The sequence below is a fragment of the Nocardia suismassiliense genome (genome assembly GCF_900269665.1).
Classification (GTDB): Bacteria; Actinomycetota; Actinomycetes; order Mycobacteriales; family Mycobacteriaceae; genus Nocardia; species Nocardia suismassiliense.
Map to the genome: position 1 here is coordinate 8781762 of NZ_LT985361.1, position 26522 is coordinate 8808283.

The window sequence follows — 26522 nt, forward strand, 5'->3', positions numbered from 1 at the left end:
GAAGGAATCGACATGTTTGAAGAAGACACCTATCTACGGGCGAAGGACTGCGAAGCACTTACCGGCATCCCTGAGGCGACGTGGCGGTGGTGGGCTCATGTCGGACGCGGGCCTGCCAGCTTCAAGCTTGGTGCGCGCCGACGTGTCTGGCGTAAGTCGGTCGTGCTGGCATGGATTGCGGAGCAGGAAGCAAGCGCGACCCTCGGTGGTGCTGCATGAGTGGGGTCCGCCGGAATCGTCGCGCGGGCGTCGAGGATCTGTGGACCAAGGACGAACGGCAGCCAGACGGCACGGTGCTGCGCGTTCCCTCCAAGCTCGATGGCAAGGGAAAGCGTTGGCGCGCAAGGTATGTCGATGACAGCGGCAACGAGCACACTATGCGATTCACCCGGAAGGCGGATGCAAAATCATGGCTCGATGCGCAGGTCGCGACCCTGGTTCAGGGCACTCATGTTGCGCCGCGCGACTCCCAGCAGACCGTGGAGCAGTGGGCCAACGAATGGCTGAAGGGCTACGCCAACCATCGCGATACCACTGTCGAGCTGGCGGGCTGGCACGTCAAGAAGATCAACGCGGGGCTCGGTTCGCTGCAACTGTCAGCGGTTCGGCCCTCGACGGTCAAGAAGTGGATGGTGGCGCTCAAGGCTGAGGGTCTGGCCGACAGCTACGTCTATAGTCTGCACTCGCGGTTGGCGCAGATCCTCGGCGACGCAATGCACGATGGCCTGTTGGCGCGTAACCCGTGTTCACGGCGCACCTCGCCGAACACTGGACAGCAGAAGGTCTACGTAGCGACACCGGAGCAGGTGTGGGCGCTGCATGACGCGATGCCTGCACATCTTCGGGTTGCGGTGCTGCTCGGCTCGTTCGTGGGCCTCCGCGTATCGGAAGCTGCCGGACTCCGAACGACCGACGTCGACTTCGGTAATGGCATCGTGCACCCGTGCCAGCAGTGGCCTGCGCGCCCGCTGAAGACCGAGTCGAGTACCAAGCCGGTACCGGTGCCCCCGGAGCTCGTCACGATGATGGAGGAGTCGGCGCGGACGTTTCCCGGTGAGCGCCTGGTGTGCGATGAGTTCGGCAAGCCGGTCTCGCCGTGGGTAATCGCATGGAACCTGCGGGCGGCGAAGGTGAAGGTGCCTGGGCTGCCTGGGGAGTTCAGCTTTCAGGACTTCCGCCATTTCTACGCGTCCCTGCTGATCCGCCGAGGTGCTGACATCAAGGCCGTCCAGGCTCGCCTTCGCCACGGTAGCGCGATCACCACGCTGCGCTACTACGCCCATCTGTGGCCCGACGCGGACGAGACAACCCGCCTCGCGGTCGGTGCTGCGATCCGGGATTGGCCCGGTTCCACTGCGTACTCACTGCGTACCGAGGCCGGCAAGCCGGACCCAGGCGAGGACGAAGACGGCCCAGATGCCCAGGTAGAAGCCGTTTAGTTCAGTCCCGCGTAGGAGTGGAGGCCGCTGATCACCATGTTGATGATGAAGAGGTTGAAAAGCATTGCTACGAAACCGGCTACGTTGATCCAGGCCGCTTTGGTGTCGCGCCAGCCGGAGGTGGCTCGGGCATGTAGGTAGGCGGCGTAGAGGACCCAGGCGATGAAGGAGCAGGTTTCTTTGGGGTCCCAGCCCCAGAAGCGGCCCCAGGCGGCTTCGGCCCAGATGGCGCCGAGGATGACGCCGGCGCCGAAGAGGGGGAAGCCGATGATGGTGGTTTTGTAGGCGAGGCGGTCGAGGGTGCGGGCGTCGGGGAGGCGGCGGGCGATGGTGCCGAGGACGCTGTTCGACTCCTGGCCTTCGGGCTGGCGGATCCGGTAGAGGAACAGCAGGCTGGCGACGCCGGCGAAGAGGAAGACGCCGCTGCCGATGCTGACGATGGTGACGTGGATGGGCAGCCAGAAGGACTTCAGCGCGGGCACCACGGGGGCGGCGTCGGCGTAGAGCATGGTGCCCGCGAGGAACAGCAGGATCAGCACCGGGACGAGCAGGAATACCCACATCGCGCGATAACGCTGTTCGCGCAGGAACAGCGCGCCCATCAGCACCGCGGCGGCGGTGGCCATGGTGACGAACTCGTACATGTTGCCGAGCGGGAATCGGTGCGTCGCGAAACCACGCAGCACGATCGAGCCGATGTGCAGCACGACGGCGACGACCAGAACCGAGAACGCCATATTGCCGAGCCGCTCGGACAACGACTTCGCCGGCGGCTCGACGACCCGGCCCGGCAGCGCGGGATCGACGCTCGGCCCGCCGACGCCGACGAGTTCGCGCTCCGCGACCTGACGGCTGCGCGCGGTGGCGTACTGCCAGATCAGCAGCACGAGCACCAGCGCGTAGACCACGATCGCGGTCTTGAACGAGAAATCGCTGTAGCGCGCGATGGTCTCGTTGATCGGCATCTCTACTCTCCCGTGGTCTTCGCGTCGGCCGAGTCGGGCCGCGCCTCCAGCAGGCGCGCGCGTAGCCGGTCGAACTCACTGCCCCAGCCCGCCTGATCGGTCCGGGCCAGCCCGCCCATTTCTACTACGGTGCGTCGTTTGCCCAAGGTACCGGCTTGCCCTTCGGCGGGGTAGACCCGGACCCAGATCCGGCGCCGCTTCACCAGCAGCGAGACCAGCAGGCCGAGCATCATGGCCACCGCGCTCACCAGCACCCACTGCTGCGCCGGATCGTGCGACACCTGCAGATTCACGAATTCCTGGGCGCCGTCGAAGGTCACCTTGGTGCCGTTGGGCAGGCTGGTCGACTCGCCGGGACGCAGGTTCACCCTGGCCTCCTTGGCCAGTCGCCCCTGCTTGACCTGCTCGGGATCGAGCGCGAACAGCGACTGCGGTTTGCCGGTGTCCAGGCCGGTGTCACCGCGATAGATGTCGACGGCGACGGCCGGATCGTTCATCGCGGGGTACGACGAGGTCATCAGGCTGCCGTGGAACAGCGCGGTCGGCGCGAACAGGCCCTCGATGGCGATCTGGTTCTTGCGCCGCTCCTCGTCGGTGGCGTACATGCCGCCGGGCGGGTCGATGCGCAGCACGCCGCTGGACAGGAAGGTCATCGCGTCGTCGGGGCGCCACTGGATGGTCTCGGTGCGGGTCTGCCCGTTCGGGAAGGTGACCGTGAAGGTCGGCGCGAAACCGTGGCCCTGCAGGTAGATACGGTCGCCCGCGACCCGCAGCGGATGGTTCACCTGGAGCCGCGTCGCGCGCCAGGTGTCGCTCTGCAGATCGTCGCCGGACTGGTATTCGATGTTCGAGGTGAACATCTCGGCCTGCCCGTTGTTCAGGTAGTCGGCCTTGAAGTCCTTGACCCGCACGCAGATCGGCGCCATGCCGGTGCCGTCGTTGACATTGCCCGCCTTGAACGAGTCGAAGACGGCGGGTGAGGTGGTGCAGAAGCCGGGCCCGTTGTTCGCGATGACGATGACGCTGCCCTCGTAGCCGAACAGCTTGCCCACCGCGATGGCGACCAGCAGGCAGACCAGCGCGAGATGGAAGACGAGGTTGCCGAGTTCGCGGGTGTACCCCTTCTCCGCGGCAAGGGTGATCTCACCGTCCCTGGCACCCGGCCGGACCTCGGTGCGCCAGCCGCGCAACTCTTTACGCACCTGCGCGACGACCTCGTCGGGTGCCTGCTCGGCGCTGCCCGAGTAGTGGTGCGGCAGCCGGGTCAGGTTGCGCGGCGCGCGCACCGGCGGGGTGCGCAGCGCGCGATGGAAGACGAGGTTGCCGAGTTCGCGGGTGTACCCCTTCTCCGCGGCAAGGGTGATCTCACCGTCCCTGGCACCCGGCCGGACCTCGGTGCGCCAGCCGCGCAACTCTTTACGCACCTGCGCGACGACCTCGTCGGGTGCCTGCTCGGCGCTGCCCGAGTAGTGGTGCGGCAGCCGGGTCAGGTTGCGCGGCGCGCGCACCGGCGGGGTGCGCAGCGCGCGGTAGTGGTCGACACAGCGCGGCAGGATGCAGCCGACCAGCGAGATGAACAGCAGCACATAGATGGCGGTGAACCAGAAGCTGCCGAACACGTCGAACAGCTCGAACCGGTCCATCCACGGGCCGAGCGTCGGCCGATCGGCGATGTACTGGGCGACCTTCTGCTCGTTGAGGTTTCGCTGCGGCAGCAGGGCGCCGGGAATGGCGCCCAACGCGAGCAGGAAAAGCAGCACCAGCGCGGTGCGCATGCTGGTGAGGCCACGCCAGGCGTTGCGGGCGAAGGCCACCGCACGGCCCAGCCGGGATTGCCTCGGCACCGCGGCGGGTTCGGTCACCGGATTCTCCGTCACGGTCATATCGGCAGTGTCACCTCGGAGACGAACGCGTCGCGCACCCAGCCGACGAACTGATCCCACACGCCGGTGACCAGCGCGGCGCCGACCAGGACGAGCAGAATGCCGCCGGCGACCTGGATGGCGCGCGAGTTGCGGCGCAGCCAGCCGACGCCGCGCAGCGCGCTGGCCGACCCGAACGCCAGGATCACGAACGGCAGGCCCAGACCGAGGCAGTAGGCGACGATGAGCGCGACCCCGCGCACCGCGGTGGTGCCTTCGGTGCCAGCGGCCACCGCCATCACACCGGACAGGGTGGGCCCGAGGCACGGCGTCCAGCCGAGCGCGAAGACGCCGCCGAGCAGCGGCGCGCCCGCGATGCTGGTGAACCTGCGCGGCTCCATTCTGGTGTCGCGCTGCAGCGCGGGGATCAGGCCGATGAACACCAGGCCCATCAGGATGGTGACCACGCCGCCGATGCGTTGCAGCAGTTCACGATTCACGTTCATGGTCTGGATGACGCCGAAAACCGTTGCGGTGGCGAGCACGAATACGACGGTGAACCCGGCGACGAACAGGCCGGCCGCACCGGCCACCCGCATCCGGCCGGCCCGCAGGTCGGCCTTGGCCGACTCGACCGCCACCGAACTCGATTGCGCCCCTTCGGCTTGCGCGACGGTGGCGGGCGGCGCCTCGGCACCGACGAGCCCGGCGAGATAGGACAGATAGCCCGGCACCAACGGCACCACGCACGGCGAAGCGAAGGAGACCAGGCCCGCCAGCAGGCAGGCGCCCAGCGCCAGCAGCAACGGTCCGGTCGCGGCCGTCTGCTGGAACGAATCCCCCACGGCGGCGAGCGGCATTACCCGGTCACCGGTGTCATGACCGGGCCACCGGTGTCACGCGGGGACTCACCCGGCCTCACCCTCCGGCGCCTGCTCGGCCGGTTCGGTGTCGCCGCGCAGCACGACGCGCTGCTCGGTGGGCTCGGTCGACTCGAACAGCACGCCGAAGTCCAGCAGCGAGTCCGCCGCGACGCTGCGCGGCACGGTGGCGATGCCCTTCCATCGGTCGTCCACGGCCCAGGCACCGCCGATTCGGCGGGCGCCCTGCCGAGGGCGACAGGCACGCAGGGTACGGGTACGACGATCGCGATTCACTGTGCTTCCTCCGAGGCGATTTTTTGAACAATCGGTTGCAGATCGTCGGCCAGCAATGAGCGCAGGAACACCGCGGCGACGCGATGCTGACGATCCAAGATCAGGGTGGTGGGAATGACGCTGGTCGGGAAATTGCCACCGAGGGCCAGCAGGGTGCGCATGGACGGGTCGTAGATGGACGGGTAGCCGACCTTGTTGTCGACGACGAAGTCCTGGGCCTTGTCCTGTTGCGGGTCACGGACATTGATGCCGATAAAGGCGACACCGCTGTCTTTCGTTGCGGCGTAGACCTTTTCGAGCGCGGGCGCCTCCGCGCGACAGGGTCCGCACCACTGGCCCCACAGATTGAGTACCACGACTTTGCCCGGATAATCCTGCACCGAGGTAGTTTTGCCCTCGGTCATCAGATCGGGCCCGGCCAGCTTGCCGATGGTGCCGCGCGAACTCGGTGGGTCGTAGAAAATTTCGGTCCTGCCGCCGGGCGAGACGAATTCGAAGGTGCCGCCGGAGGCCACCGCGTCCTTACCGCCCGAGCAGCCTGCCAGCGTCACCACCAGGGCGACGCAGGCCAGCAGTACCGGAACGACCCGCCGGGCCGATCCGGCAGGCGGTTCAGTGGAGGCGGTGCACCCGATCATGCGCCGTGTACCGAGGGATCCGAACCACCGGCGGGCTCGGAGTAAACGATGTCGACGAGGGTGTCGCCCTGGTAGACCAGCGAGGTCAGCGACGCGAGCGAGCACTGGCGCTGGCGCGGGTCGTGCCAGAGCCGCTGGCCCTGCAGGAACCGGCGCAGCGTCCAGACCGGCAGCTGATGCGACACCAGCACCGCCTCACGCCCGGCCGCTTCCACCCGCGCCTTGTTCACCGCGGCCAGCATGCGGTGCGCGATCTGCAGGTACGGCTCGCCCCAGGACGGGGTGAACGGATCGCGCAGCTTCCACCAGTGCCGCGGCTTGCGCAGCGCACCGTCGCCGACGGAGACCCGCAGCCCCTCGAAGGTGTTGCCCGCCTCGATCAGGTTCTCGTCGGTGCGCACGAGCAGATGATGTTGTGCCGCAATCGGTTCCGCGGTTTCCTGGGCTCGCTGCAGCGGCGAGGCGATCACCACGGCGATATCGTGCTCGGCCAGCGCCCGCGCGACGGCACCGGCCTGCGACCGGCCCGCCACCGACAGGCTGAACCCGGGCAGCCTGCCGTAGAGGATCCCGTTCGGGTTGTGCACCTCGCCGTGGCGCAGCACGTGCACGATCGTCTCCACCGGCGCGGTGCCACCATCGTGCAGCGGCGCTTCCCGCGGCGTCGCCTTCGACTCGGAAGGTGTTGCGGCACTGTCGTTTTCCTCGACCGCCGGAATGCGATCGGCCGAACCCGATGCGGCGGCGGCGAATTGCGCGCCCGCGTCGATGACGGTCGACTCGGCGGCGGAGTCGGCGCTCGGCCCCGCAGCCAGTCCGGCAACAGACCCGGTGGACGGCTCCCCGTCCGACTCGACAACACGCGAGTCGGCGACCGGCGCTGCGCCCATCCCGGCAACAGACCCGGCCGCAGCCGACTCAGCGGCACTCTCGCCGGCCGACGCGGCACCGGTCTCGGTGACCGGCGCGGCAGCTGCTCCGGCAACGCCCGAAATGACCGCATCTGAGGCGGGCCTCGTCTCCGCGACCGGTGCGGCGCCCAACCCGGCAACAGACCCGGCTGCATCCGAATCGGCGGCGACGGCATCGATGCCCGCCTCGACCGCGGCTGCGTCGGCAGTGCCCGCGGCGTCGGCGGAATCAGTGGCGGACTTTTCTAGCTCGCGCTTGTCGGCATCGGGCTGATCGTGATCGGAGCTCACGCGCGGGATCCTTCGGGAGTGGCGGCCGCGGCCGCGTGTGCGGCGGCGGGCAGGGCGGCGGCGATACGGTCGAACGCGTCCTCGTCGAGCGCCGCGGACACGAACCACGCCTCGAACGCGCTCGGCGGCGCGTACACGCCACCGTCGAGCAGTGCGTGGAAGAACGCGGGGTAGCGCCAGGTCTGGCTGGCCTTGGCGGCGGCGTAGTCGGTGACCGGGCGTTCGGCGAAGAACACGCTCACCATATTGCCCGCGAACTGCACCTGATGCTCGACGCCTGCGGCGCTGAGCGATTCGCCGAACAGCGCGCCGAGCCGTTGTGCGTTCCGATCCAGTGCGGCGTACACCGCGTCGTCGGCCGCACGCAGCGTAGCCAGGCCCGCGGCGACGGCGACCGGGTTACCGGAGAGCGTGCCCGCCTGATAGACCGGGCCGAGTGGGGCGAGGTGGTTCATGATCTCGGCGCGGCCACCGAACGCGGCGGCGGGCAGGCCACCGCTCATCACCTTGCCGAAGGTGTAGAGGTCGCCTGCGACGCCCTCGCGGCCGAACCAGCCCGCCGGACTCACCCGGAAGCCGGTCATCACCTCGTCCATGATGAGCAGCGCGCCGTGGTCGGCGGTCAGCTTGCGCAGTCCCGCGTTGAAGCCGGGCAGCGGCGCCACCGCGCCCATGTTGCCCGCGGCGGCCTCGGTGATCACACACGCGATGGAGTCGGGGTGCGCGGCGAACGCGGCGGCGACGGCATCGAGATCGTTGTAGGGCAGCACGATGGTGTCGGCCGCCTGCGCGCCGGTGACGCCGGGCGAGGTGGGCAGCCCGAGGGTTGCTACGCCGGAGCCCGCGTCCGCGAGCAGCGCGTCCACATGGCCGTGGTAACAACCGGAAAACTTGATGATCTTGGTGCGGCCGGTGTAGCCGCGCGCCAGCCGCACCGCGCTCATCGTGGCCTCGGTGCCCGAGTTCACCAGGCGCACCCGGTCCACCGGGGCGACGCGCTCGATGATGGCCTCGGCCAGTTCGATCTCCGCCTCGGTCGGCGCGCCGAACGACAGGCCACCGACCGCGGCTCGCTGCACCGCGTCGACCACCGCGGGATGCGCGTGCCCGAGAATCATCGGGCCCCACGAGCACACCAGGTCGACGTACTCGTTGCCGTCCGCGTCGACGAGGGTGTAACCGTGCGCGGACGCGATGAATCGCGGTGTGCCACCGACAGAGTTGAAGGCACGCACCGGCGAGTTGACACCGCCGGGAATCACCGAACATGCCCGGTCGAAGAGCTGGGCGGAAACCGGCACCGATGCGCTGGTCACGCGCGGAGAAGAACTCACGACCTCCAGTGTCTCAGCCCGTTCGGATCGGGTCGACGACAGGGTGTAGTGGGGGTGACGCAGACCGCAACACGCCGGGGCACTGTTTACGCCGTATTCGATCGCCCTGAGATTGCTGGTGCGTAATCTCGGGCGTCACCATTCATCTGCCCCGGAGGATTTCTATGCGGTTTGCCATGTTCAGTGCTGCTGTATCCACCGCGCTCGTCGGTGCGACCGTCGCGTTCGGCGCCGGTTCGGCCGCGGCGGTGGAACCGGTCGCACAGCCCGATCGGATCGGCGTGCAGCTGAGTCATGAGGAGACCAGGATGGTCGCCGACGGTCCCATTCCGGCGGTGGTCACCATGTTCGTGCCGCTGAACCGGATCGGCGTGGGCCTGAAGGCCGATACCGCGATCTACAAGGATGAGAACGGCGGCGTGCACGCGTCGTTGCGGCAGACGATCGTGGAAGCGGCGAATCATTCCGACGGAACGATCACCCTGTTCCTGAACGCCCCGGGTACCCGCAACGGCCGCGTGCTCGACGTCTATCAGAACTGGAGCTGAGCCAGGCTCAGCTGTACATGCACGGTGCCTGTGCGGACACGGTGTGCAGGTAACACATGAAGGTGTTGTACGGGCCCGCGGAGCCGGAGTCCGGCACCAGCACCGGCGCGTCCACGGGGCTCACCGCGGTGTCCACCGCGGCCGCGGGCTCGAGCGGAAGTCCGGGGTTCGCACCCGCTGGCGCGGCACCGATCCCGATCGCGGCGCATATCGCCAGTGCGGCACAGACTTTCACAGCAAGCCGGTTCATCAATCCCAATCCTTGGTAGACACAGGTTTACGGCCGAAATACTAACGGCCGCAGCGGGATTGTTGTCAGGTAATGCCGATGCACCAGAGCGCGAAGCCAGTGGTCGCCAGGCAGGCCAGCGGCGCGGGCAGCGCGTGCAGCAACGGCGACGGCGGGGTCTGCACCAAAACGGGCACCACCGCGGCCGGTGCGGCCGGGGAAACCTCGGCGGGTGCCGCGACCGCCGGGGTCACCGTTGCCGCGCCGATCAGGCCCGCGGCGGCGGCGCCGAGGAGCGTTCGCTTGACCGTGACTGTGGGTTTCATGGTTTCGATGTTCCCGCGATCGGCGGGCCGAAACGGTGCGGCGGTCAGCGGCGCCGGCGAACGCGCACCGCGCGGGTAACCGCGTCGATGGCGAACAACCCGGCGATCGCGAGCAGCACCGCGGCGAGCAGCAACCACGGCGCGACGTAGCGGGTGGCGACGAACTCCGGCGCCTCCCCCAGCGCGGCGAAGGTGCTGGTCTGGATGCCGTTGCGCCAGCTCAGCACTGCGGCGACGAGGCCGAGCAGCACCACACCGAGTTCGACGGCGATCACCGTGATCGATGTCTTCAACGGTCCGTTCCCTTCTCGCTGTGCTGGTCGGCGGCGGTCTCCGGTGCCGAATCGTCCGGCGGCGGATCGGTTTCGGGGGCTTGGCCGATCGCCGTGGTCAACGCGGCCCGCAGTGCTCGATGGTTCTTCGCCCACGCCTGCACCAGGCTGCCGTCGGACAACCGTAACCCGATGCCGGTGCGCCGTCGGGGCACGCCGCTCAACTCCCCCAGCGCCCGCGCCGATTCCCAGTCCTCGTCGTCCCAGGAGTCTTCATCGCGTTCGGGCAGCACGGCATCGATCGAACTAAGCGGCAGTGTCTCGGTGCCGTCGCGCAGCGTGGCCTCGGTGAGTTCGACGCTGACGTGCCGCCGGCCGGCGGTCACCTGCAGCACCACGAACAGGGCGATCAGCGAGCCACAGAACAGGAGAGCGAACCAGTGCACGGAGCTACCGGTCGCGATTTCCAGCACGAAAATGATCAGACACAGAATGGGGCCGTAGGCCACGGTGCGCCACCGAGCACCCGGCTCGGCGAACAGCACGCCGGAATCGTCGAGCGCCTTGCTCACGCGACGCCCACAGCGTCACGAATCGGCAAGGCGGAGCGCGGAATCAGCGAGTGAGACCGGGCAACAACAGCACGGCGACGGTGAGCACCGCGAACAGGATCAGCAGGCTCAACACGGCCAGTTCCCGCCGAATGCTTTGCGGCTGTTGGATCACCACTCGCACCGATGCCTCCGATTCCCCGGAGCCATCTGACGGATTTCCCTACGCGAGGTAAGACAACGTCTGACAAACAACTACCGGTTCCCATGTCCACTGTGACAACCCTCACGATACATGCCGGCCGTGCCCCGACAAATTCGGGCGCCAACCGTTCACCGGCGGCTCATCTGGAAATAAGCGGTCGGTTCCGGGCGGTGCGCCAGGTAGATCGCCCCGCCCGCGAGCACCGCCTGCACGATCGCCGCGCCGCCGGCCACCAGCGAGGCGGCGCTGGTCACCGAGTTGAACGCGAACAACGCGCCGACGCCGATCACCACGAGCCACGCGCCGACCACGGTCAGCAAGGTGCGCGCCCACAGCTTTCCGCGCGCGAATTGGTGCACGATCAGCAGCGCCAGCACGGCGACGCCGAGCCCGAGGAACACCGCTATGACGTAGACCAGCGTGACCATCAGCTCGGCACTGGCCAGGGTGACGTGCGGGTCCTGCTCCTTGGCCTGGTCGAGGACCTGCTGGGCGAAGGTGCGCCGCTGCGGCAGCGCGGCCAGCACCGACGCGATCAGCTGCACGACGCCGAATCCGACCACGCCCCACCACAATTGCCGGGCGGTACCGACATCCACCGGCATCGGCGCGGGGGTGGGCGCGGTGCCGACCGGTCTCGGCGGGTTCGTCACGACAACCAGTGTGCGGCCTCGGTCGCCCAGTAGGTGAGCACGATGTCCGCGCCCGCCCGCCGGATCCCCATGAGCGACTCGAGGATGGCGCCGCGCCGATCGATCCAGCCGCGTTCGGCGGCGGCGGTGATCATCGCGTACTCGCCGGAGATCTGGTACGCCGCGACCGGAACGGTGGAGTGGTCGGCGACGTCGCGCAGGATGTCCAGGTAGGACATGGCCGGCTTGACCATCACGATGTCCGCGCCCTCGGCCAGGTCCAGCTGGAGTTCGCGGATCGCCTCGCGGCGGTTCGCCGGGTCCTGCTGGTAGCTGCGCCGGTCGCCTTCCAGCGACGAGGCGACGGCCTCGCGGAACGGGCCGTAGAACGCCGAGGCGTACTTGGCGGCGTAGGCGAGGATGCCGGTGTCGGTGCGCCCGACCGCGTCCAGGCCGCGCCTGATCGCGCCGACTTGGCCGTCCATCATGCCGCTGGTGCCGAGCAGGTCCGCGCCCGCGGCGGCCTGGGCCAGCGCCATCTCGACGTAGCGGTGCAGGGTGGCGTCGTTGTCGACCGAACCGTCGGGCCCGAGTACCCCGCAGTGCCCGTGATCGGTGAATTCGTCGAGACAGGTGTCGGCCATGAGCACCGTCGAGTCGCCGACCTCGTCGGCCAGCGCGCGCAGGCCGCGGTTCAGGATGCCGTCCGGATCGCTGGCCTGGCTGCCGGTGGCGTCCTTGTCCTCGTGGCGCGGCACGCCGAACAGCATCAGCCCGCCGACGCCCGCGGTCACCGCTTCGACGGCGGCCTTGCGCAGCGAATCCATCGAATGCTGCTGCACGCCGGGCATCGAGCTGATTTCCCGTGGCTCTTCCAGGCCGTCGGCCACGAACATCGGCAGCACCAATTGCCGTGGCTCCAGCGTGGTTTCGGCCACGAGACGACGCATGGCGGGGGTACGGCGCAACCGCCGTGGGCGGTCCAATCCGGTCATAACCGCACGATACGCCCGGCGCCGGGCGCGGTCGCGAGCGCCCGTCACCTCGCGCGCGAGGCAGCTCGATCCGCCGGGACGGAGTCCGCCGTTTCGCCACGACAACGGCTCGACCGCGGGCCCGGCATGCACACACCGGCCCGCCGAGCCCGAGTACGGGGGCAACGGTGTGTGAAATCACACATGCCGCGCAGGCCGATGGCGCATACTCCGACAAGAGGGCGAGACCCCCTGGGGGACAGCATGACCGAACCGCACACCGAAATCTCGCTGGCCCGAGCCGCCGACTTCGAGTCGTGGGTTGCGGTCCTACTGTCGGACTGGTGGCCGGTGCTCACCGGTGGACTCACACCACCGGCGACGACCCTGCGCGCCTGGCGCGCCGCCGACGCCACCGGGCAGATCTTCCGCGTCGAGTTCATCGCCCGGCAGCTGGCCGAGCCCGAGCTGATGACGGTGGCGCGGCGCGCCTTCGACGACCTCGGCATGACACCGGACGAGCGCGAGATGACGCAGAGCCTGGGCAGGCACCTGGTCGGGCACACCGAGGACGCCACCGTGCAGCTGCGTTTCTCCGACACCGCGCACACCATCTTCCTGCGCCTGCAGAGCAGGCCGTGTCAGGTCTCCACCGCCGCCGGGTGGCAGCTGAGCGCCATACCCGACGCCACGCTGCCGTTCCCGAACACCACGACCGGGCCGATGGACATCCGGGTGGCCCGCAACAGCGCAAGGCATCTGCTCGCGCAGCACAGCGCGCGGTTCGCCACGCCTGCCGATCCGTTCCAGCTCGGACCGCAGGGGCACGTCTCCGATGTGGGCTGGGCGTTCGTCTTTCCCTGGTCGACCACGTCCTGGTACGCCGACGGCACCTCGCCGGTGCTGGAGCCGGGCACCAAGGGGCCGATCGTGGTGGTGAAGGACACTGGAGATACCTGGTTGCTCGACAGCCTGAGCAGCTACGAATCCCAGCTCGCCGAGTACGCCGACGCCAACGGTTACCGGCACGGCACGCCCGATCCGGCCTGAAAGGTCCGCGATGACCCGAACCGCTCCGTCATGACATCGCCTGCGCCGGATGCCCGGCCCGATCCGGTGCCCACCGCGCACCAGCGCAGGCTCGACACGCTGCGCGCCATGGCCGAGCGCGGCGACCTCGGCGCCATGGCGCAGCTAGCGCACCTGCTGCGCGAGGCGGACGAGCTGGACGGCGCCGAGCACTGGTTCCGCACGGCCGCCGAGCGCGGCAGCGCGGCCGCCATGACCGATCTCGGGCTGCTGCTCGGCACGCACGGCCGGATCGCCGAGGCGGTGCGCTGGCTGGTGGCGGCGGACGCCGCGGGCTGTCCCGGTGCGGGCCTGCACCTCGGATTGCTGCATCTGGAGCGCGGCAAGATCGATGACGCCGAACGATGGCTGCGGCCCGCGGCCGAGGCCGGGTCGCCGGAAGCGTTGTGCAACATGGGCGTTGTCGCCAATCGACGCGGTTGCAACGACGAGGCCGAACAGTGGTACGAGCGCGCCGCCCAGGCCGGAAACCCCACGGCCATGCGAACTTTGGGCCTCTACATGGCGAGGCGCGGCGAACTGGACCGGGCCGTCGAGCTGCTCACCGAGGCGGTCCGGCGCGGGCGCACCGACGCCATGGCCATTCTGGGCTCACTGCATCTGGACCACGAGGACACCGCGGCGGGCGAGTACTGGTTGCGGCGCGGTGCCGAAGCCGGCGACCCCGACTCGATGTTCCATCTCGCCCTGTTCCTGCGCGAGCAGGATGCCGCTCCGTTCGCAGGCGATCTGAGCGAGCCGGGCGTCCTGCGCGCGGCCGCGGCGATCGCCACCGGCCGGACACCGGCCCAGCAAGAAGCCAGGCAACTGCTGGAACGCGCCGCCGCGCTGGGCCATCCGCAGTCGCTGCACCTGCTGCACGACATCTGACGATCGGGTTCGCCAAAACCGTTGCGGCCAGCGGTTTTTGTCGGTGCCCTTCGATATAATCGAAGGAGTGTTCGAGGGGGCTCGCCGAGTCCCCGATCGCAACGGGAGGGAAGCCTGTGCCCGCGACGAAGACCGTCCTCATCGATCGTCCCTACACACCGCTGGAGAAGAAGCCGCTGCCCGCTGGGCGGCCGCGGTCGTGGTACGTCCGCCACAACCGCAAGCTCAAGGCGATGCGCCTGACCATCGCCCTGCTGGATTCGGGGGTCTACAACCCGAGCAACGCCAACAACAAGCGGATTCGGCACACCGCCGAGGTCGTCGGCGTTCGCCCACCCTCCGATACCACCTGCAACATGGTGCGCACGCTGATGCGCAAGCGGTACTGAGGCACCGCTGATCGGGCCGGCGGTATCCGCACCGGACGCCGTCGGTCCCGGGCTATGGCGTCGCGAAAAGCACCCTGCCCGTATCGAACTCGGTACGGGCAGGGTGAGCAGAGCGGGTCAGCGGCTGCGGCGGCTCTTCTTCCGCGGCGGGGGCAGCAGGCCCTCGGCGCGGAGCCGGGCCGCATGTTCGGCCAGCGCCTCGACCAGCGGACCGACCTGGGCGACCTCGGGCTGCACATCGACCCGCAGACCGAATTCGATGGCGGTCTCGGCGGTCTTGGGGCCGATGCACGCGACGATGGTGCGCGTGTGCGGCTTGCCCGCGATGCCGACCAGATTGCGGACCGTGGAGGACGAGGTGAACAGCACGGCGTCGAAACCGCCGGTCTTGATCATCTCGCGGGTCTCCGCGGGCGGCGGCGAGGCCCGCACCGTGCGGTAGGCGGTGACATCGTCGATCTCCCAGCCGCGATCCCGCAGGCCCTCGGCCAGCGTCTCGGTGGCGATGTCGGCGCGCGGCAACAGAACCCGGTTCACCGGATCGAAAACGTCGTCGTAGGGCGGGAAGTCGGCGAGCAGGCCCTCGGAGGACTGTTCGCCGCTGGGCACCAGCTCCGGGTTGATGCCGAACGAACGCACCTTGTCCGCGGTGGCCTCACCGACGCAGGCGATCTTCACGCCGGAGAAAGCCCGTGCGTCCAAACCGAACTCGGCGAACTTCTCCCACACCGCGCGCACCGCGTTGGTGGAGGTGAACACCACCCACTGGTAGCGGCCGTCGACCAGGCCCTTCACCGCGCGCTCCATCTGCGCGGGGCTGCGCGGCGGCTCGACCGCGATCGTCGGCACCTCCATCGGAATGGCGCCGTGCGTGACCAGCCGTTCGCTCATCTCGCCCGCCTGATCCTTGGTGCGCGGCACCAGCACGGTCCAGCCGTACAGCGCCCGCGACTCCCACCAGGACATCTTCGAGCGCGCCGCGACCACCTTGCCGATGGTCACCACCAGCGGACCGACCAGCTCGGAGGCGGCGCTGTTCAGCGTGGCCAGGGTGGCCTCGATGGTGCGCTGCTGCCGGGTGGTGCCGCGCACGGTCACCGCGACCGGGGTCTGCGGCGCCATGCCGTGCTCCACCAGGGCACTCGCGGTTTCGGCCAGGTGGCCCGAGGTCGCGTGCAGCACCAGCGGTCCGGGCGCGGCGGCCAGCGCGGCCCAGTCGCCCTCGCCGCGCACGTCGGCCTCGGTGTGCCCGGAGCCGAGCGCGATGCCCGCGTAACTCGGCACCGCCGAGCCGTTGGGCAGGCCGGGCAGCACCTCGAACACCATGTGCGAGCGGGTCACCGCGTTGACCTCGGCGATCACCGAATCGGTCGTCAACGGGTCACCGGCGACGACGCGAACCACGTCGTGGCCGTTGCGGGCCTCGGCGATCAGCGTCTTGGCCACCTCGGCGGGCTCGCCCAGGGCGGGCCGCACGTCGACCGAAGACTCACCGTCGGCGCCGGGCTCGACCGCGGTCCCGATCAGGGCGAGCACGCCCTTGTCGACGTCGGGGTCGGTGAAGGCGAGCGTCGCGCGCCCGATCACCTCGCGAGCGCGCACGGTGAGCAGCGCCGGGTCCCCGGGACCTGACCCGACGAAAAGGATCCGACCAGGATGCTTCTTGGTAGCTCGACCGCTCATTGGTTGTTCTCCATTGGGCTGGGTTGGGTGAAGTCTCGGGCGGGCGCATTCACCGCCTGTGTATCCGAACCGATTTCCGGTTCGAGGGCGCTGAGCCCTTCAGAGGCGCTGGATTGTTCGGTGACACTGAGCAATTCGCGCGCGCCCAGATCGAGCAACTCGCGAGCCAGCGCGCGGCCGAGCTCATCCGCATTCGCAGGCGCTCCGACTATCGAGGCACGAAGCACATCGGAGCCGTCGACGGCGGCCGCGCAGCCGCGCAGCGACAGTTCGTCGAAGATCCGGCCGTCCTCGTCGATCGACTCGACCACCTCGGCGAGCGCGCCGATCGGCGCGGTGCAGCCCGCCTCCAGTTCGGCGAGCAACGCCCGCTCGGCAACGACCGACGCGCGGGTGGGGGCATCGTCCAGTGCGGTGAGCACCTCGATGAGTTCTTTGTCGTCGCTGCGGCATTCGACGGCCAGCGCACCCTGGCCCGGCGCGGGCAGCATCTGCACCGGCTCCAAGGCCTCGGTCACCGCGTCGAGCCGGTCGATTCTGGCCAGGCCCGCTCTGGCGACCACGACCGCGTCGAGTTCGCCTTCGCTGACCCTGCGCAGCCGGGTGTCCAGGTTGCCGCGCAGCGGCACGATGTCCAGGCCGAGACCGAGCGCCCGCAGCTGCGAGACGCGCCGCGGCGCGGAGGTACCGACGCGGGCACCCGCGGGCAGCTCGCCGAGCACCAGGCCGTCGCGGGCGACCAGCGCGTCGCGCGGATCCTCCCGGACCGGAATGGCGGCGATGGTGAAGCGCGGGTCCTGGGCGGTCGGCAGGTCCTTGTAGGAGTGCACCGCGATGTCGATGGCGCCTGCGGCCAGCTCGTCGCGCAGCGCCGAGGTGAATACGCCGACGCCGATCTGCTGCACCGGTTCCGACGACAGATCACCGGCGGTCTTGACCACGACCAGCTCGGCTTCGTGTCCGGCGGCGATCAGCGCGTCGCGGATGGTGGCCGACTGGGTGAGCGCGAGCAAGCTGCCTCGGGTACCGATGCGCCACGGCGCACCGGTGCTGCCTGCCGTCACGTTGTCCTCTTCCTGCACGAGTGTCATGCCCGCACCTCACGGGTGCGCGGCGCGGCCATGTCGGCCTTTCGTCGCACGGTGCCGCTGGTTCGTTCGCCCCGCGCGCTCATGCCGGGTGCCCCTGTTCGTCGGCGCGGTGGCTCGCCGTGAAGTCGTCGGCCAGCGCGATATCGGCGTCGGTGAGCAGGATGCCCGCGTGGTCGCCGATCGCGGTGATCTCCATCGGCGCGGCAACCGCCTGCGCCGCACCCGGTTTCAGCTCAAACAGCTCGCGCAGCGCCTCGGCGTAGCTGTCGCCGCCGGGCGTGGAGGCCAGCTGCTTGACCCGCACCGTCGGCGCGTGCAGCAGCTTGTCGACCACCCGGCGCACCGTGCGGGCCACCTCGTCGCGTTCCGGATCGGCCAGGCTGGGCAGCCGCGAATCCAGCCGCAGCAGTTCGGCTTCGACCACCTCGGCGGCGCGCTGGCGTAGCGCGGCGACGGTCGGGGTGACCTCGGCCATGCGCTGGCCGGTCAGGTATTTGGCGAGTTCGTCGGCGACGATCGCGCGGGCGGCGGCGGTGTCGTCGGCGGCCGCGCCCGCGGCCGGATCGCGCTGCAAGGTCTCGATGTCGATGACCGTCACGCCGGGCAGTCCGGCCACCGCGTGTTCGACGTCACGGGGCAGGCCGAGGTCGCAGAACACCAACGGCCGCTCCGCCGTGGCGGATTCGAGGCCGCGCTCGCGCTCGGTCAACGCCCGGTGGGTGTCGGCCAGCGTCACCACGTTGCCGACCGCGCCGGTACAGGTGATGACCACATCGGCGAGGGCCATCGCCTCGGTGAGCCTGGACAGCTCCATCGCCTCGGCGGCGACGCCGTAGCTGCCCGCGGTCTCCGCGAGCCGCGCGGCCCGCGCCATGGTGCGGTTCACCACGATGATCCGGCCGATGCCGGCCCGCGAAAGATGCGCCACCGCAAGGCTGCCCATCGCACCGGCGCCGACCACCACCGCGGTCTGCCCGGCCAGCGGGCCGAGCACGTGCTGCGCGCGATCCAGCGCCACCGAGACCACCGACGCGCCGGCCCGATCGATGCCGGTCTCCGAATGCACCCGCTTGCCGACCCGCAGCGCGTGCTGGGCCAGCTCGTGCAGCGTCCGGCCGACGCCTGCTGCGCGTCGGCGGAGGCGTAGGCGCCGCGGATCTGGCTGAGCACCTGCTGCTCGCCGATCACCATCGAATCCAGGCCGCTGGCCACCGCGAACAAGTGTTCGGCGGCGGCCTCGCTGTAGCGGACGTAGGCGTGCTTGGTCAGATCGGGCAGCGGCAACCCGGAATGCTTGGTGAGCAGGTCGCCGACCTCGGCGAGACCGCCGTGGAAGGCGTCGACTACGGCGTAGACCTCGACCCGATTGCAGGTGGAGACGATCATCGCCTCGGAGACGTGGCTCGAGGTGAGCATGCGGTCGATCAGCTTGGGCCGGTCGGCGTCGGTGATGGCAACCTTTTCCAGCACCGAGACGGGCGCACTCCTGTGCGAAATCCCGACCAGAAGTACGCTCATGGAGAAACCACCGATCCCTTGCTGCTTGGCTCCGTTGCCGTATGCGAGGACGCCGTATGCGCGGCTGCCGAATGCTTGAGTGCCTGATGGATCGCCGAGGTGTGCGCGGTGGGCGCGCGGCGGCTGAGCCTGCCCGCGGCGGGGCGCGTGGCCTCGGTGTTCGCCGGAGCCTCGGACGTGTTGTCCGCGTTGCGCACTCGCTCGAACGACAGCATCTGCAGTTCGACCGCGAGATCGACCCGGCGCAGTTCGACCGTCGCGGGGGCGATCAGCTCACAGGGCGCGAAGCTCAGGATGGATTGCAGCCCCGCCGCGACCAGCCGGTCGCAGGCGTCCTGGGCCGCGTCGTCGGGCACGGTGATGACCGCGATGGTGGGTTCGAGCGCGGCGACCGCCTCGGCCAGCCCGGCGACGTCGCGCACCACCAAACCGGCGACCGGCAGGCCGATCACCTCGGGGTGGTTGTCGAAGATGCCGACCACGGTGAAGCCACGCCGCTGGAACCCGCCGTAGCCGACCAGCGCCCGGCCGAGATTCCCGGCGCCGACGAGCACCACGCGGTGTCCCTGCGACAGGCCGAGCACATCCTCGATCCTTGCCCGCAACCTGGCTACGTCATAGCCGACACCCCGTACGCCATTGGGTCCGAGGAAGGAAAGGTCCTTGCGCAACTTCGCCGAATTGACACCCGCCGCGACAGCGAGTTCCTCACTCGATACGATGGCAACACCTTCGTCGGCCAACGTGGCGAGGACCCGGAGATAGGTCGCCAGTCGCGCGACGGTGGCCTGCGGGATGTCCTTCTGCAGAGCCCTGCCGGAGACGCCGCCCGGCGCCTCATGCTGCTCTGTCACGTCGTCGGCTCCTCGTTCCGGCCCGATCGGGTTACGGTTCGTCGCTGGACCTCTGACCCGGGACGGTCCGGTGCCATGGTCGAAGTGTCGGAATGCTGTGTCTTTACGCGGTGGGCCCGCAGCCTCGGCAAGCGGGTCCGCGTGCCACCACCGTAACTGCTTGTGCAGCCCTTCACAAAGTCGGTGAAATTGGCCTCATTTTCCGCCGCGACCAGCGCTGCGGCGGAAACGGACAGTCATCGCTACCGGTCAGCGGCTCAGGTCGGCCCGCAATCGGGCCTCGTCAACGTCGAAATAGCTGTGCTCACGACCGTTGAGCAGCACTACCGGCAACCGGTCACCGAACTCCGCGCGCAGGCCGGGATCGGTGGCCGCGGCCGCGTCGACATCCACGGTTGCGGGCTCGATGCCGTAATCGGCGCAGATCACCCGCAGCTGGTCCAGCGCGGTCGCGCACAGGCCACAGCCGGATCTCGTCAACAGGGTCACCGAAGGTGTGGGATTGGTCATGGCGGATATTAAATCCCCTCGCCACGCCGGGATCGGTGTGCCAGGTACTGCGCTGACTGTCGGCCGACCCGGTTACTGTGGACGTGGTTCGCGCGACGGGCGGAGGTACTGGTGCCGGAACGATCGAAGGTGGCAAGGGCCGGATTCATCGCGGGACGATTCGGCGAGTTTCCGGCGCGGTGGAATCTGGGCCCGATCGGTCAGGGTCTGCAGGATCAGCTGGCCCGCATCCCGCGCAGCCCCTTCGGCCCCAGCGAGGAAGAGCTGCGGGCCAATCTGGCCGGTGAGGCCAGTGCGGACGCCGCATTGTCGTTGCACGACGCCGAATTGGCGCTGGCCGAGGTGGACGAGACCGGCCCCGAGGTGCCGCGCGACCTGACCGCGGCGGCGTTCTTCGATGTGGACAACACCATGGTGCAGGGCGCGTCGATCGTGCACTTCGCCCGAGGTCTGGCCGCGCGCAAGTACTTCAAGACTTCCGATCTCGTCGATGTCGCCTGGAAGCAGGTCAAATTCCGGGTCACCGGACGGGAGAACAGCTCCGACATGGTCAGCGGCAAGGAGAAGGCGCTGGCGTTCATCGCCGGGCGCCCCACCGCCGAACTGGCCGCGCTCGGCGAGGAGATCTACGACGAGATCATCGCCGACAAGATCTGGCCCGGCACCAGGGCGCTCGCGCAGATGCACCTGGACGCGGGCCAGCAGGTCTGGCTGGTCACCGCGACCCCGGTCGAGCTGGCCCAGGTGATCGCCAAGCGGCTCGGGCTCACCGGCGCGCTCGGCACGGTGGCCGAGAGTGTGGACGGCACCTTCACCGGACGACTGGTCGGCGACATCCTGCACGGGCTCGGCAAGGCGCACGCGGTGCGCACGCTGGCGATCCGAGAAGGGTTGAACCTCAAGCGTTGTACCGCGTACTCGGACAGCCACAACGACGTGCCGATGCTGTCGTTGGTCGGCACCGCGGTCGCCATCAACCCCGATTCGGACCTGCGCGAAGTGGCGAAGAACCGGGGCTGGGAGATCCGCGACTTCCGCACCGGCCGCAAGGCCGCGAAGATCGGCGTGCCGACGGCCCTGGCGCTCGGCGCGGCCGGCGGCGCCGTCGCGGCCGCGGTCACCCGCCGCCGCGACCACTGAACCGCCGCAAGCGGTAGCGCACCCGGCGGTCCGGCGAACGCCGGAAACCAGTGCGGCCGAGGGGTTTACCGACTGGTGCCCGGCGTTCGCCGGACCAACGGGGTCGCTACGGTCCGGTGCCGGTCGACTCCGTTCCCGAAACGATCACGAGCGCCTCAGCCGGTGAAAGGGTTGCGGCGCTTGGTCAGCAGCTTGTAGAGCGTCGACTGGATGGTCTCGCGGACCTGGTCGGTCACCTCGAACATGGTCATCGGGTCGTCGGCCGCCTCCGGCTCGTAGCCGGTGGTCGGGATGGGGGCGCCGAACTCGATGTACCACTTCGACGGCAGCGGCAGCGCACCCAGCGGGCCGAGCAGCGGGAACAGCGGCGTCACCGGGAAATACGGCAAACCGAGCAGCCGGGCGAGCGGCTGCAGATCGGCCAGCTTGGGGTAGATCTCCTCGGACCCGACGATGGAGCACGGGATGATCGGCACGCCGGTGCGCACCGCCGCGGCCACGAAACCGCCGCGACCGAACCGCTGCAGCTTGTAGCGATCGGCGAACTGCTTGCCGACGCCCTTGAAGCCCTCCGGGAAGACACCGGTGAGCTCGCCGGAGCGCAACAATCGTTCGGCGTCCTCGCGGCAGGCCAGCGTGTGCCCCGCCTTGCGGGCGAGCGAACCGAGCACCGGGGTTTCGAAGATCAGGTCGGCGGCCAGCAGGCGCAGCGCCCGCTGCTTCGGGTGCCGGTCGTGGATGGCCAGCTGCAGCATCAGCCCGTCCAGCGGAATGGTGCCCGCGTGGTTGGCCACGATCAGCGCGCCGCCCACCTCCGGGATGTTCTCCATGCCACTGACCTGCACCCGGAACCACAGCTCCGACATCGGGCGCAGCGCGGGCAACAGCACCGATTCGAGCAGGTGCTCGTCGAAACCGAACTCGTCGACCTGGTAGTCGCCGGTGATCCGGCGGCGGGCGAAGTCGGCGGTCTTGCCGATCTGCTTGCCGATGGCGCCGCGCACCAGGTCCGACAACGACTGTGGCGCAGACGGTTCGGCGGCCGCCAAGCGTTCGGTCAGCGAGGTCACCGGGCTGGGCGCTTCGCCGTGTACCGGCTCCGGCCAGCGCCGCGCGGTCGGCCGATGGCGCACCTCGTCCTGCACGTCGTGGAGGTGGATGACTTTCGCTACGTCGTTCATTGCTGTGCTCCCGTACCGGCCCCGAGCAGGCCGAGCAGTTTGTTCTCTGCGGCATCGATCCACGCGGGATCGACTACGGGCCGCAACGCTGCGCCCCCGATGAAGTCGTCGAAGGCCTGCACCGTGGTCCAGCGCGGTACGAACCCGAGTTCGGCCCGCATCCGGGTGGTGTCCAGGCCACAACCGAAATGGAAATAGTCGAGCTGTTCGCCGGAGAATTCGCGCATCACCGGACCCATCAGCACCCGGCCCGCGGTGCGGAACAGCGCGAACGGCACCGGTAGTTCGATCCGGCCTGCCCGCCGGACCGCTTGGGACAGGGCGAGCGCGCCGTCGCCCGCGATGTTGTAGGTGCCGCCGCGACCGGTCAGCGCGGCATGCGCCAGCGCGGCGACCGCGTCTTCCTCGTGCAGCAGCTGGATGCGCGCGTCGCGGCCGAACACCGTCGGCGTGATCGGTGAACGCAGATACTGCACGCCGCGGCCGGCCAGCCGCGGCCCGACAATCGGCGCCAGCCGCAGAATCGTAGTGGCGATATCCGGGCGGCGTCGCCCCAGTCCGCGCAGAAAACCTTCGATGTCGATCATGTCGCGCGCGAACTCACCGCGTGGCGGGGTGCGCGCGCTCATTTCCTCGGTGAATTTCGCGGGGTCCTTCGCGCTGCAGCCGTACACGGCCGATGAGGAACGCACGACGACCGTGCGCACCGTCGGCGCCTTCTGGCACACCGCGAACAATTGCATCGCGCCGAGCACGTTGAGGTCCTTCATCACCGGTCGCCCGGCACCGGCCGGCGGCCTCGCCAGCACCGCGGCATGTACCACGGTGTCCACCGCACCGCCATCGATCACCTTGCGGATCAACGGATTTCGGATGTCCGCGCGAACGAATTCGGCACGGCCCATGCGCCGCTGCAACTCTCGGCTCGGGGTCATCGTGTCCACGGCGATGATGCGTTCGATGTCGGGATCCTGCGCGAGACGAGCGACCACGTTGCCGCCGAAGAAGCGACTGGCACCGGTCACCAGCACGACCTTCGGCGTGTGTCCGTCTCGAGCGTCAGAAGCCACCGGCACCGCATCCCACCTTGGCAAGCCCCCATTTCATTTATTTCCCCGGTTCCTAGGGTAGCCGCTGCGTTCACGGGTTCCGTTGGGATTAACAAGGATCTAACGATGACTTCGGTCACCTGATACACGGCGTAGTTTCAAAATTCAGCATTTCAAACAAAAAGGCCCGCCACCTACTGGTGACGGGCCTTCGAGCTGACGCGCAGCGCTTACTTGCCGAGTTTGCGCCGCTGCACGCGTGTGCGGCGAAGCAGCTTGCGGTGCTTCTTCTTCGACATGCGCTTGCGGCGCTTCTTGATCACAGAACCCATAGGGTTGTTCCTCGCGTCTCTCTACTCGGCGCGCACGCTACACACGTACGCCAACTGACCGGTCGCTCGGCAAGCCTCACGCCCAGTGTCCGCGCCGCCGGGTACCACCGGACACCACAAAGTGATGCCACCGGCGGGCGAACACGAACCGAGGGTCCATCGTACCGGCACGTCCAGCTAGCTTCGAAACCGCCTGATCCAACGCCGCCGGACTCGGTCCGTCGGCGGGCCGCACCCCGTGGAGCGCGGTCGGATCAGTTGTTCATCCGGCGTCGAAGTAGGACGTCTCCAGATAGTCGTGCACCGCTTTGGCGTGCACCCGGAACGAACGACCTACCCGCACTGCGGGCAACTCACCGGAATGCACCAGCCGGTACACCGTCATCTTGGACACTCGCATCAGGCTCGCCACCTCGGCGACCGTGAGGAACTGAGTGCCGCCGAGCATGGGTTGACCCTGCGACCCGGAACCACCTTGCGTCCGGGAACCAGCCCGGGCGCCTGAGGGACCTGAGCCACTCGAACTTCCTGAGCTACTTGCAGACATCTTGTTAGACATCATTGCACCATTGACCTCCGGCACGTCCGCGCCGCCGGCTTCCCCACCGGCGGAACAGACACGCACGTGCTCCTTGAAGCTTAGCGGGACCAGTGGTGTTACTGCGACGGGAGTGAGAAATCAGCTTTTCCCTTCGGAAACCAACCGGTCGCGCGCTGTTAGTCCGCGGCGGTGCCCTGCTCGGCAGAACGCTGCTTCGCGGCGTGCAGCGCCTCCAGGAAGGCCGAACGGACCCCGCCACGCTCGAGCTCGCGGATCGCGGCGGCGGTGGTGCCCGCCGGCGAGGTGACCGCGGCCCGCAACTCCACCGCGCTCTGCTCGGACTCGTCGAGCAGCGCCGCCGCGCCGACCATGGTCTGCACCACCAGCTGGGTGGCCACCTCGCGGGTCAGGCCGAGCCCGACGCCCGCGTCCACCATGGCCTCGACGACCAGGAAAAAGTAGGCAGGCCCCGAACCGGAGACCGCGGTGACCGCGTCCATCTGCGACTCCGCGACGGTCACCACCTTGCCGACCGCGCCCAGCACCTCGGTCACCAGCTCCAGCTGCGGCGCTCGCGTGTGCCGGCCCGGTGCGATGACGCTCATGCCCTGGCCGACCAGCATCGGGGTATTCGGCATCACCCGGACCACCGGGAACCCGGCGGGCAGCTTCGCCTCCAGCCGCGCCGTCGGCACGCCCGCGGCCAGCGAGACGAGGATCTGGTCCCGATCGTTGCCCACGCTCGGATCGTCGCTGAGGGCGGCCTTGCCCAGCGCGGTCATCACCGCGTCCACGTCCGCCGGCTTGACCGCGACGACCAGCAGGTCCGCGCCGACCGCGGCATCGGCCACCGAATCGGTCACCCGCACGCCGAAACGCTCGGCGATCTGCGCGCCGCGCTCCGGAAAGGTCTCGACGACAACCAGGTCCTTTGCCAGCCGCCCCGATTCGAGCAGACCCGCGATCAGCGCCTCCCCGATGCGCCCGCCACCGATAACCGCAATTCTCGTCATGGGGGTTAAGGCTAGACGGCGCTCATCGCTGCGGAATCAGCGCCAGCTGGCGGCTCTGGGCTACCACGGCACCTGTGCTGTCGAGCACCAGCTGGTCTTCGTCGAACATGCGGCCGCCTACCTCGTGGGTGGTCGCGATGACGCGCAGCCAGCCGGGGGCGGGTTTGCGGCGCAGGAAGCTGACCATCTGGACGGTGGGCGACCAGCCGAAGTGGCCGAGGTTGTACGGGACCGGCGGGCTGATGTCGGTGGCCATCATCGCGAAGAACGTGGCGACGTCCGGGTCCTGCTCGTCGGCGGGCCGCGGGCGCATCCACAGGCGCAGTCGCGGTTCGGCGGTTTCGCCGTCGAGGAAGCGGGCCCACTCCCGGTCGATGTAGAGCTCGGCGGCCTGGCCGACGTGCACCACCCGGCCCATCGGCGAGCCCGGCTCGTAGCCGACCGCGTCGGCCGGCGGTTCGACCGGCATGTCGCTGTGTTCGCGCGCGAACCGCGGCTCGGCGTCGTCGAGGTGGCCGAAGGTGAGGGCGGTGCGCACCAGGGTGCGGCCGTTCTGGATCAGGTTCACATCGGCCAGGCAGATCTGGCGGCCGATCTTGCGGATGTGCACCTCGTATTCGGCATCTCCCGGATCGGGTGCGCCGAGGAAGTCGGAGCTGGCGACGATCGGCGCCATGTCGGCCAGCGCGGGATCGGCCGTACGCAACCATTTCAAGCCCGCCGACGCGCTGGCCGCGACCATGGTGCCGCCGTGCACCTTCTTGCCGATCGTCCAGGTCTTGCCGATGGTGCCCAGGTAGCGGCCGGTATCGGGGATATTCGGGGCCAACTCGGTCAACGTGAGTACCTGGCTGAACGGGGCATCGGTCGCGGTGACCTGTGTTAGACCCAGCTCCGTTGTCATCGTCACTCCTGTCGTCCAGCGGCC

Annotated in this window: 30 protein-coding genes and 1 pseudogene; 7 read left to right on the plus strand and 24 right to left on the minus strand. The window is 69.0% G+C overall.

The features are described from left to right. Positions 1-12: 12 nt before the first annotated feature. Positions 13-219 (plus strand): helix-turn-helix transcriptional regulator, encoded by a 207-nt coding sequence (locus DBO33_RS39385; RefSeq protein ID WP_107659557.1) that lies wholly within the window; start codon positions 13-15, stop codon positions 217-219. Positions 220-293: 74 nt separating this feature from the next. After that, the gene (locus tag DBO33_RS39390) at positions 294-1439 is read left to right on the plus strand and encodes a tyrosine-type recombinase/integrase (RefSeq protein ID WP_234391284.1); all 1146 of its coding nucleotides are present in this window, start codon (positions 294-296) and stop codon (positions 1437-1439) included. On the opposite strand, the gene ccsB is transcribed toward DBO33_RS39390, so the two are convergent. The 7 genes from ccsB to hemL all read right to left on the minus strand — a co-directional run bounded on the left by ccsB (position 1436) and on the right by hemL (position 8597). Beyond that, positions 1436-2404 carry a c-type cytochrome biogenesis protein CcsB gene (gene ccsB, locus DBO33_RS39395; protein ID WP_107659559.1) on the minus strand — a complete coding sequence of 323 codons (969 nt, stop codon included), beginning with the start codon at positions 2402-2404 and terminating at the stop codon, positions 1436-1438. The two genes, DBO33_RS39390 and ccsB, sit on opposite strands and share 4 nt — an antisense overlap. A gap of 2 nt (positions 2405-2406) precedes the next feature. Then, positions 2407-4287 carry a cytochrome c biogenesis protein ResB gene (resB, locus tag DBO33_RS39400; RefSeq protein WP_199856895.1) on the minus strand — a complete coding sequence of 627 codons (1881 nt, stop codon included), beginning with the start codon at positions 4285-4287 and terminating at the stop codon, positions 2407-2409. Further along, on the minus strand, positions 4284-5126 hold the full coding sequence (locus tag DBO33_RS39405) for a cytochrome c biogenesis CcdA family protein (RefSeq protein ID WP_107659560.1): 843 nt from the start codon (positions 5124-5126) through the stop codon (positions 4284-4286). The genes resB and DBO33_RS39405 overlap by 4 nt, the downstream gene beginning before the upstream one ends. Before the next feature lie 48 nt (positions 5127-5174). Beyond that, complete coding sequence (locus DBO33_RS43325) at positions 5175-5342, minus strand: hypothetical protein (protein WP_159080737.1); 168 nt, start codon at positions 5340-5342, stop codon at positions 5175-5177. A 77-nt stretch (positions 5343-5419) separates the two neighbouring features. Next, positions 5420-6061 carry a TlpA disulfide reductase family protein gene (locus tag DBO33_RS39410; protein WP_107659561.1) on the minus strand — a complete coding sequence of 214 codons (642 nt, stop codon included), beginning with the start codon at positions 6059-6061 and terminating at the stop codon, positions 5420-5422. Further along, a complete protein-coding gene (locus tag DBO33_RS39415; RefSeq protein WP_107660986.1) occupies positions 6058-6708 on the minus strand; it encodes a histidine phosphatase family protein in 651 nt (216 codons plus the stop codon). The genes DBO33_RS39410 and DBO33_RS39415 overlap by 4 nt, the downstream gene beginning before the upstream one ends. Before the next feature lie 551 nt (positions 6709-7259). Beyond that, on the minus strand, positions 7260-8597 hold the full coding sequence (hemL, locus tag DBO33_RS39420; RefSeq protein ID WP_107659562.1) for a glutamate-1-semialdehyde 2,1-aminomutase: 1338 nt from the start codon (positions 8595-8597) through the stop codon (positions 7260-7262). A 164-nt stretch (positions 8598-8761) separates the two neighbouring features. On the opposite strand from hemL, the gene DBO33_RS39425 reads away from it, so the two are divergent. After that, a complete protein-coding gene (locus DBO33_RS39425) occupies positions 8762-9145 on the plus strand; it encodes a hypothetical protein (protein ID WP_234391285.1) in 384 nt (127 codons plus the stop codon). A gap of 7 nt (positions 9146-9152) precedes the next feature. Here the strand turns inward: DBO33_RS39425 and DBO33_RS39430 are convergent, their stop codons facing one another. The 6 genes from DBO33_RS39430 to hemB form a co-directional block, all read right to left on the minus strand. Beyond that, positions 9153-9395 (minus strand): hypothetical protein, encoded by a 243-nt coding sequence (locus DBO33_RS39430; RefSeq protein ID WP_159080738.1) that lies wholly within the window; start codon positions 9393-9395, stop codon positions 9153-9155. Between the two features lie 65 nt (positions 9396-9460). Next, positions 9461-9700, minus strand: coding sequence for a hypothetical protein (locus DBO33_RS39435; RefSeq protein WP_107659565.1), 240 nt, complete (start codon positions 9698-9700; stop codon positions 9461-9463). A gap of 44 nt (positions 9701-9744) precedes the next feature. Further along, entirely contained in the window at positions 9745-9993 is a 249-nt protein-coding gene (locus DBO33_RS39440) for a hypothetical protein (RefSeq protein ID WP_107659566.1), read from the minus strand. Beyond that, a complete protein-coding gene (locus tag DBO33_RS39445; RefSeq protein ID WP_107659567.1) occupies positions 9990-10544 on the minus strand; it encodes a hypothetical protein in 555 nt (184 codons plus the stop codon). Before DBO33_RS39445 ends, DBO33_RS39440 begins: the two co-directional genes overlap by 4 nt. A gap of 312 nt (positions 10545-10856) precedes the next feature. Continuing rightward, on the minus strand, positions 10857-11381 hold the full coding sequence (locus DBO33_RS39450; protein ID WP_107659568.1) for a hypothetical protein: 525 nt from the start codon (positions 11379-11381) through the stop codon (positions 10857-10859). Beyond that, positions 11378-12355, minus strand: coding sequence for a porphobilinogen synthase (hemB, locus tag DBO33_RS39455; RefSeq protein ID WP_107659569.1), 978 nt, complete (start codon positions 12353-12355; stop codon positions 11378-11380). Before hemB ends, DBO33_RS39450 begins: the two co-directional genes overlap by 4 nt. A 243-nt stretch (positions 12356-12598) precedes the next feature. Between hemB and DBO33_RS39460 the strand changes: the two genes are divergently transcribed. The 3 genes from DBO33_RS39460 (at position 12599) to DBO33_RS39470 (ending at position 14682) form a co-directional block, all read left to right on the plus strand. Beyond that, positions 12599-13384, plus strand: coding sequence for a hypothetical protein (locus tag DBO33_RS39460; protein ID WP_107659570.1), 786 nt, complete (start codon positions 12599-12601; stop codon positions 13382-13384). A gap of 30 nt (positions 13385-13414) precedes the next feature. Next, positions 13415-14293, plus strand: coding sequence for a tetratricopeptide repeat protein (locus DBO33_RS39465; RefSeq protein WP_107659571.1), 879 nt, complete (start codon positions 13415-13417; stop codon positions 14291-14293). A 116-nt stretch (positions 14294-14409) separates the two neighbouring features. Beyond that, the gene (locus DBO33_RS39470; RefSeq protein ID WP_107659572.1) at positions 14410-14682 is read left to right on the plus strand and encodes a hypothetical protein; all 273 of its coding nucleotides are present in this window, start codon (positions 14410-14412) and stop codon (positions 14680-14682) included. Between the two features lie 117 nt (positions 14683-14799). Here the strand turns inward: DBO33_RS39470 and DBO33_RS39475 are convergent, their stop codons facing one another. The 5 genes and pseudogenes from DBO33_RS39475 to DBO33_RS39495 form a co-directional block, all read right to left on the minus strand. Continuing rightward, a complete protein-coding gene (locus DBO33_RS39475; RefSeq protein WP_107659573.1) occupies positions 14800-16365 on the minus strand; it encodes a bifunctional uroporphyrinogen-III C-methyltransferase/uroporphyrinogen-III synthase in 1566 nt (521 codons plus the stop codon). Continuing rightward, positions 16362-17456 carry a hydroxymethylbilane synthase gene (gene hemC / locus DBO33_RS39480; protein ID WP_107659574.1) on the minus strand — a complete coding sequence of 365 codons (1095 nt, stop codon included), beginning with the start codon at positions 17454-17456 and terminating at the stop codon, positions 16362-16364. Before hemC ends, DBO33_RS39475 begins: the two co-directional genes overlap by 4 nt. A gap of 79 nt (positions 17457-17535) precedes the next feature. After that, positions 17536-18974: pseudogene (locus DBO33_RS39485) on the minus strand (glutamyl-tRNA reductase). Beyond that, positions 18971-19828 (minus strand): redox-sensing transcriptional repressor Rex, encoded by an 858-nt coding sequence (locus tag DBO33_RS39490; RefSeq protein WP_107659575.1) that lies wholly within the window; start codon positions 19826-19828, stop codon positions 18971-18973. Before DBO33_RS39490 ends, DBO33_RS39485 begins: the two are co-directional and overlap by 4 nt. A gap of 249 nt (positions 19829-20077) precedes the next feature. After that, positions 20078-20338: a glutaredoxin family protein gene (locus tag DBO33_RS39495; RefSeq protein ID WP_107659576.1), complete on the minus strand. Its 261-nt coding sequence runs from the start codon at positions 20336-20338 to the stop codon at positions 20078-20080. A 186-nt stretch (positions 20339-20524) separates the two neighbouring features. Here DBO33_RS39495 and DBO33_RS39500 point away from each other — a divergent pair, with 186 nt between their 5' ends. Continuing rightward, the gene (locus DBO33_RS39500) at positions 20525-21478 is read left to right on the plus strand and encodes an HAD family hydrolase (RefSeq protein ID WP_234391465.1); all 954 of its coding nucleotides are present in this window, start codon (positions 20525-20527) and stop codon (positions 21476-21478) included. Between the two features lie 155 nt (positions 21479-21633). Here DBO33_RS39500 and DBO33_RS39505 read toward each other — a convergent pair whose 3' ends face one another. From DBO33_RS39505 to DBO33_RS39530, 6 genes are all read right to left on the minus strand, one after another. Beyond that, the gene (locus tag DBO33_RS39505; protein WP_107659578.1) at positions 21634-22659 is read right to left on the minus strand and encodes a lysophospholipid acyltransferase family protein; all 1026 of its coding nucleotides are present in this window, start codon (positions 22657-22659) and stop codon (positions 21634-21636) included. After that, positions 22656-23729 carry an NAD-dependent epimerase/dehydratase family protein gene (locus tag DBO33_RS39510; RefSeq protein ID WP_234391466.1) on the minus strand — a complete coding sequence of 358 codons (1074 nt, stop codon included), beginning with the start codon at positions 23727-23729 and terminating at the stop codon, positions 22656-22658. The genes DBO33_RS39505 and DBO33_RS39510 overlap by 4 nt, the downstream gene beginning before the upstream one ends. Positions 23730-23938: 209 nt before the next feature. After that, on the minus strand, positions 23939-24040 hold the full coding sequence (locus DBO33_RS39515; protein WP_003402602.1) for a 30S ribosomal protein bS22: 102 nt from the start codon (positions 24038-24040) through the stop codon (positions 23939-23941). A gap of 262 nt (positions 24041-24302) precedes the next feature. Then, entirely contained in the window at positions 24303-24587 is a 285-nt protein-coding gene (locus DBO33_RS39520; RefSeq protein ID WP_370465384.1) for a helix-turn-helix domain-containing protein, read from the minus strand. A 170-nt stretch (positions 24588-24757) separates the two neighbouring features. After that, positions 24758-25594 (minus strand): pyrroline-5-carboxylate reductase, encoded by an 837-nt coding sequence (proC, locus tag DBO33_RS39525; RefSeq protein WP_107659580.1) that lies wholly within the window; start codon positions 25592-25594, stop codon positions 24758-24760. Between the two features lie 22 nt (positions 25595-25616). Beyond that, the gene (locus tag DBO33_RS39530; protein ID WP_107659581.1) at positions 25617-26498 is read right to left on the minus strand and encodes a thioesterase family protein; all 882 of its coding nucleotides are present in this window, start codon (positions 26496-26498) and stop codon (positions 25617-25619) included. Positions 26499-26522: the final 24 nt, after the last annotated feature.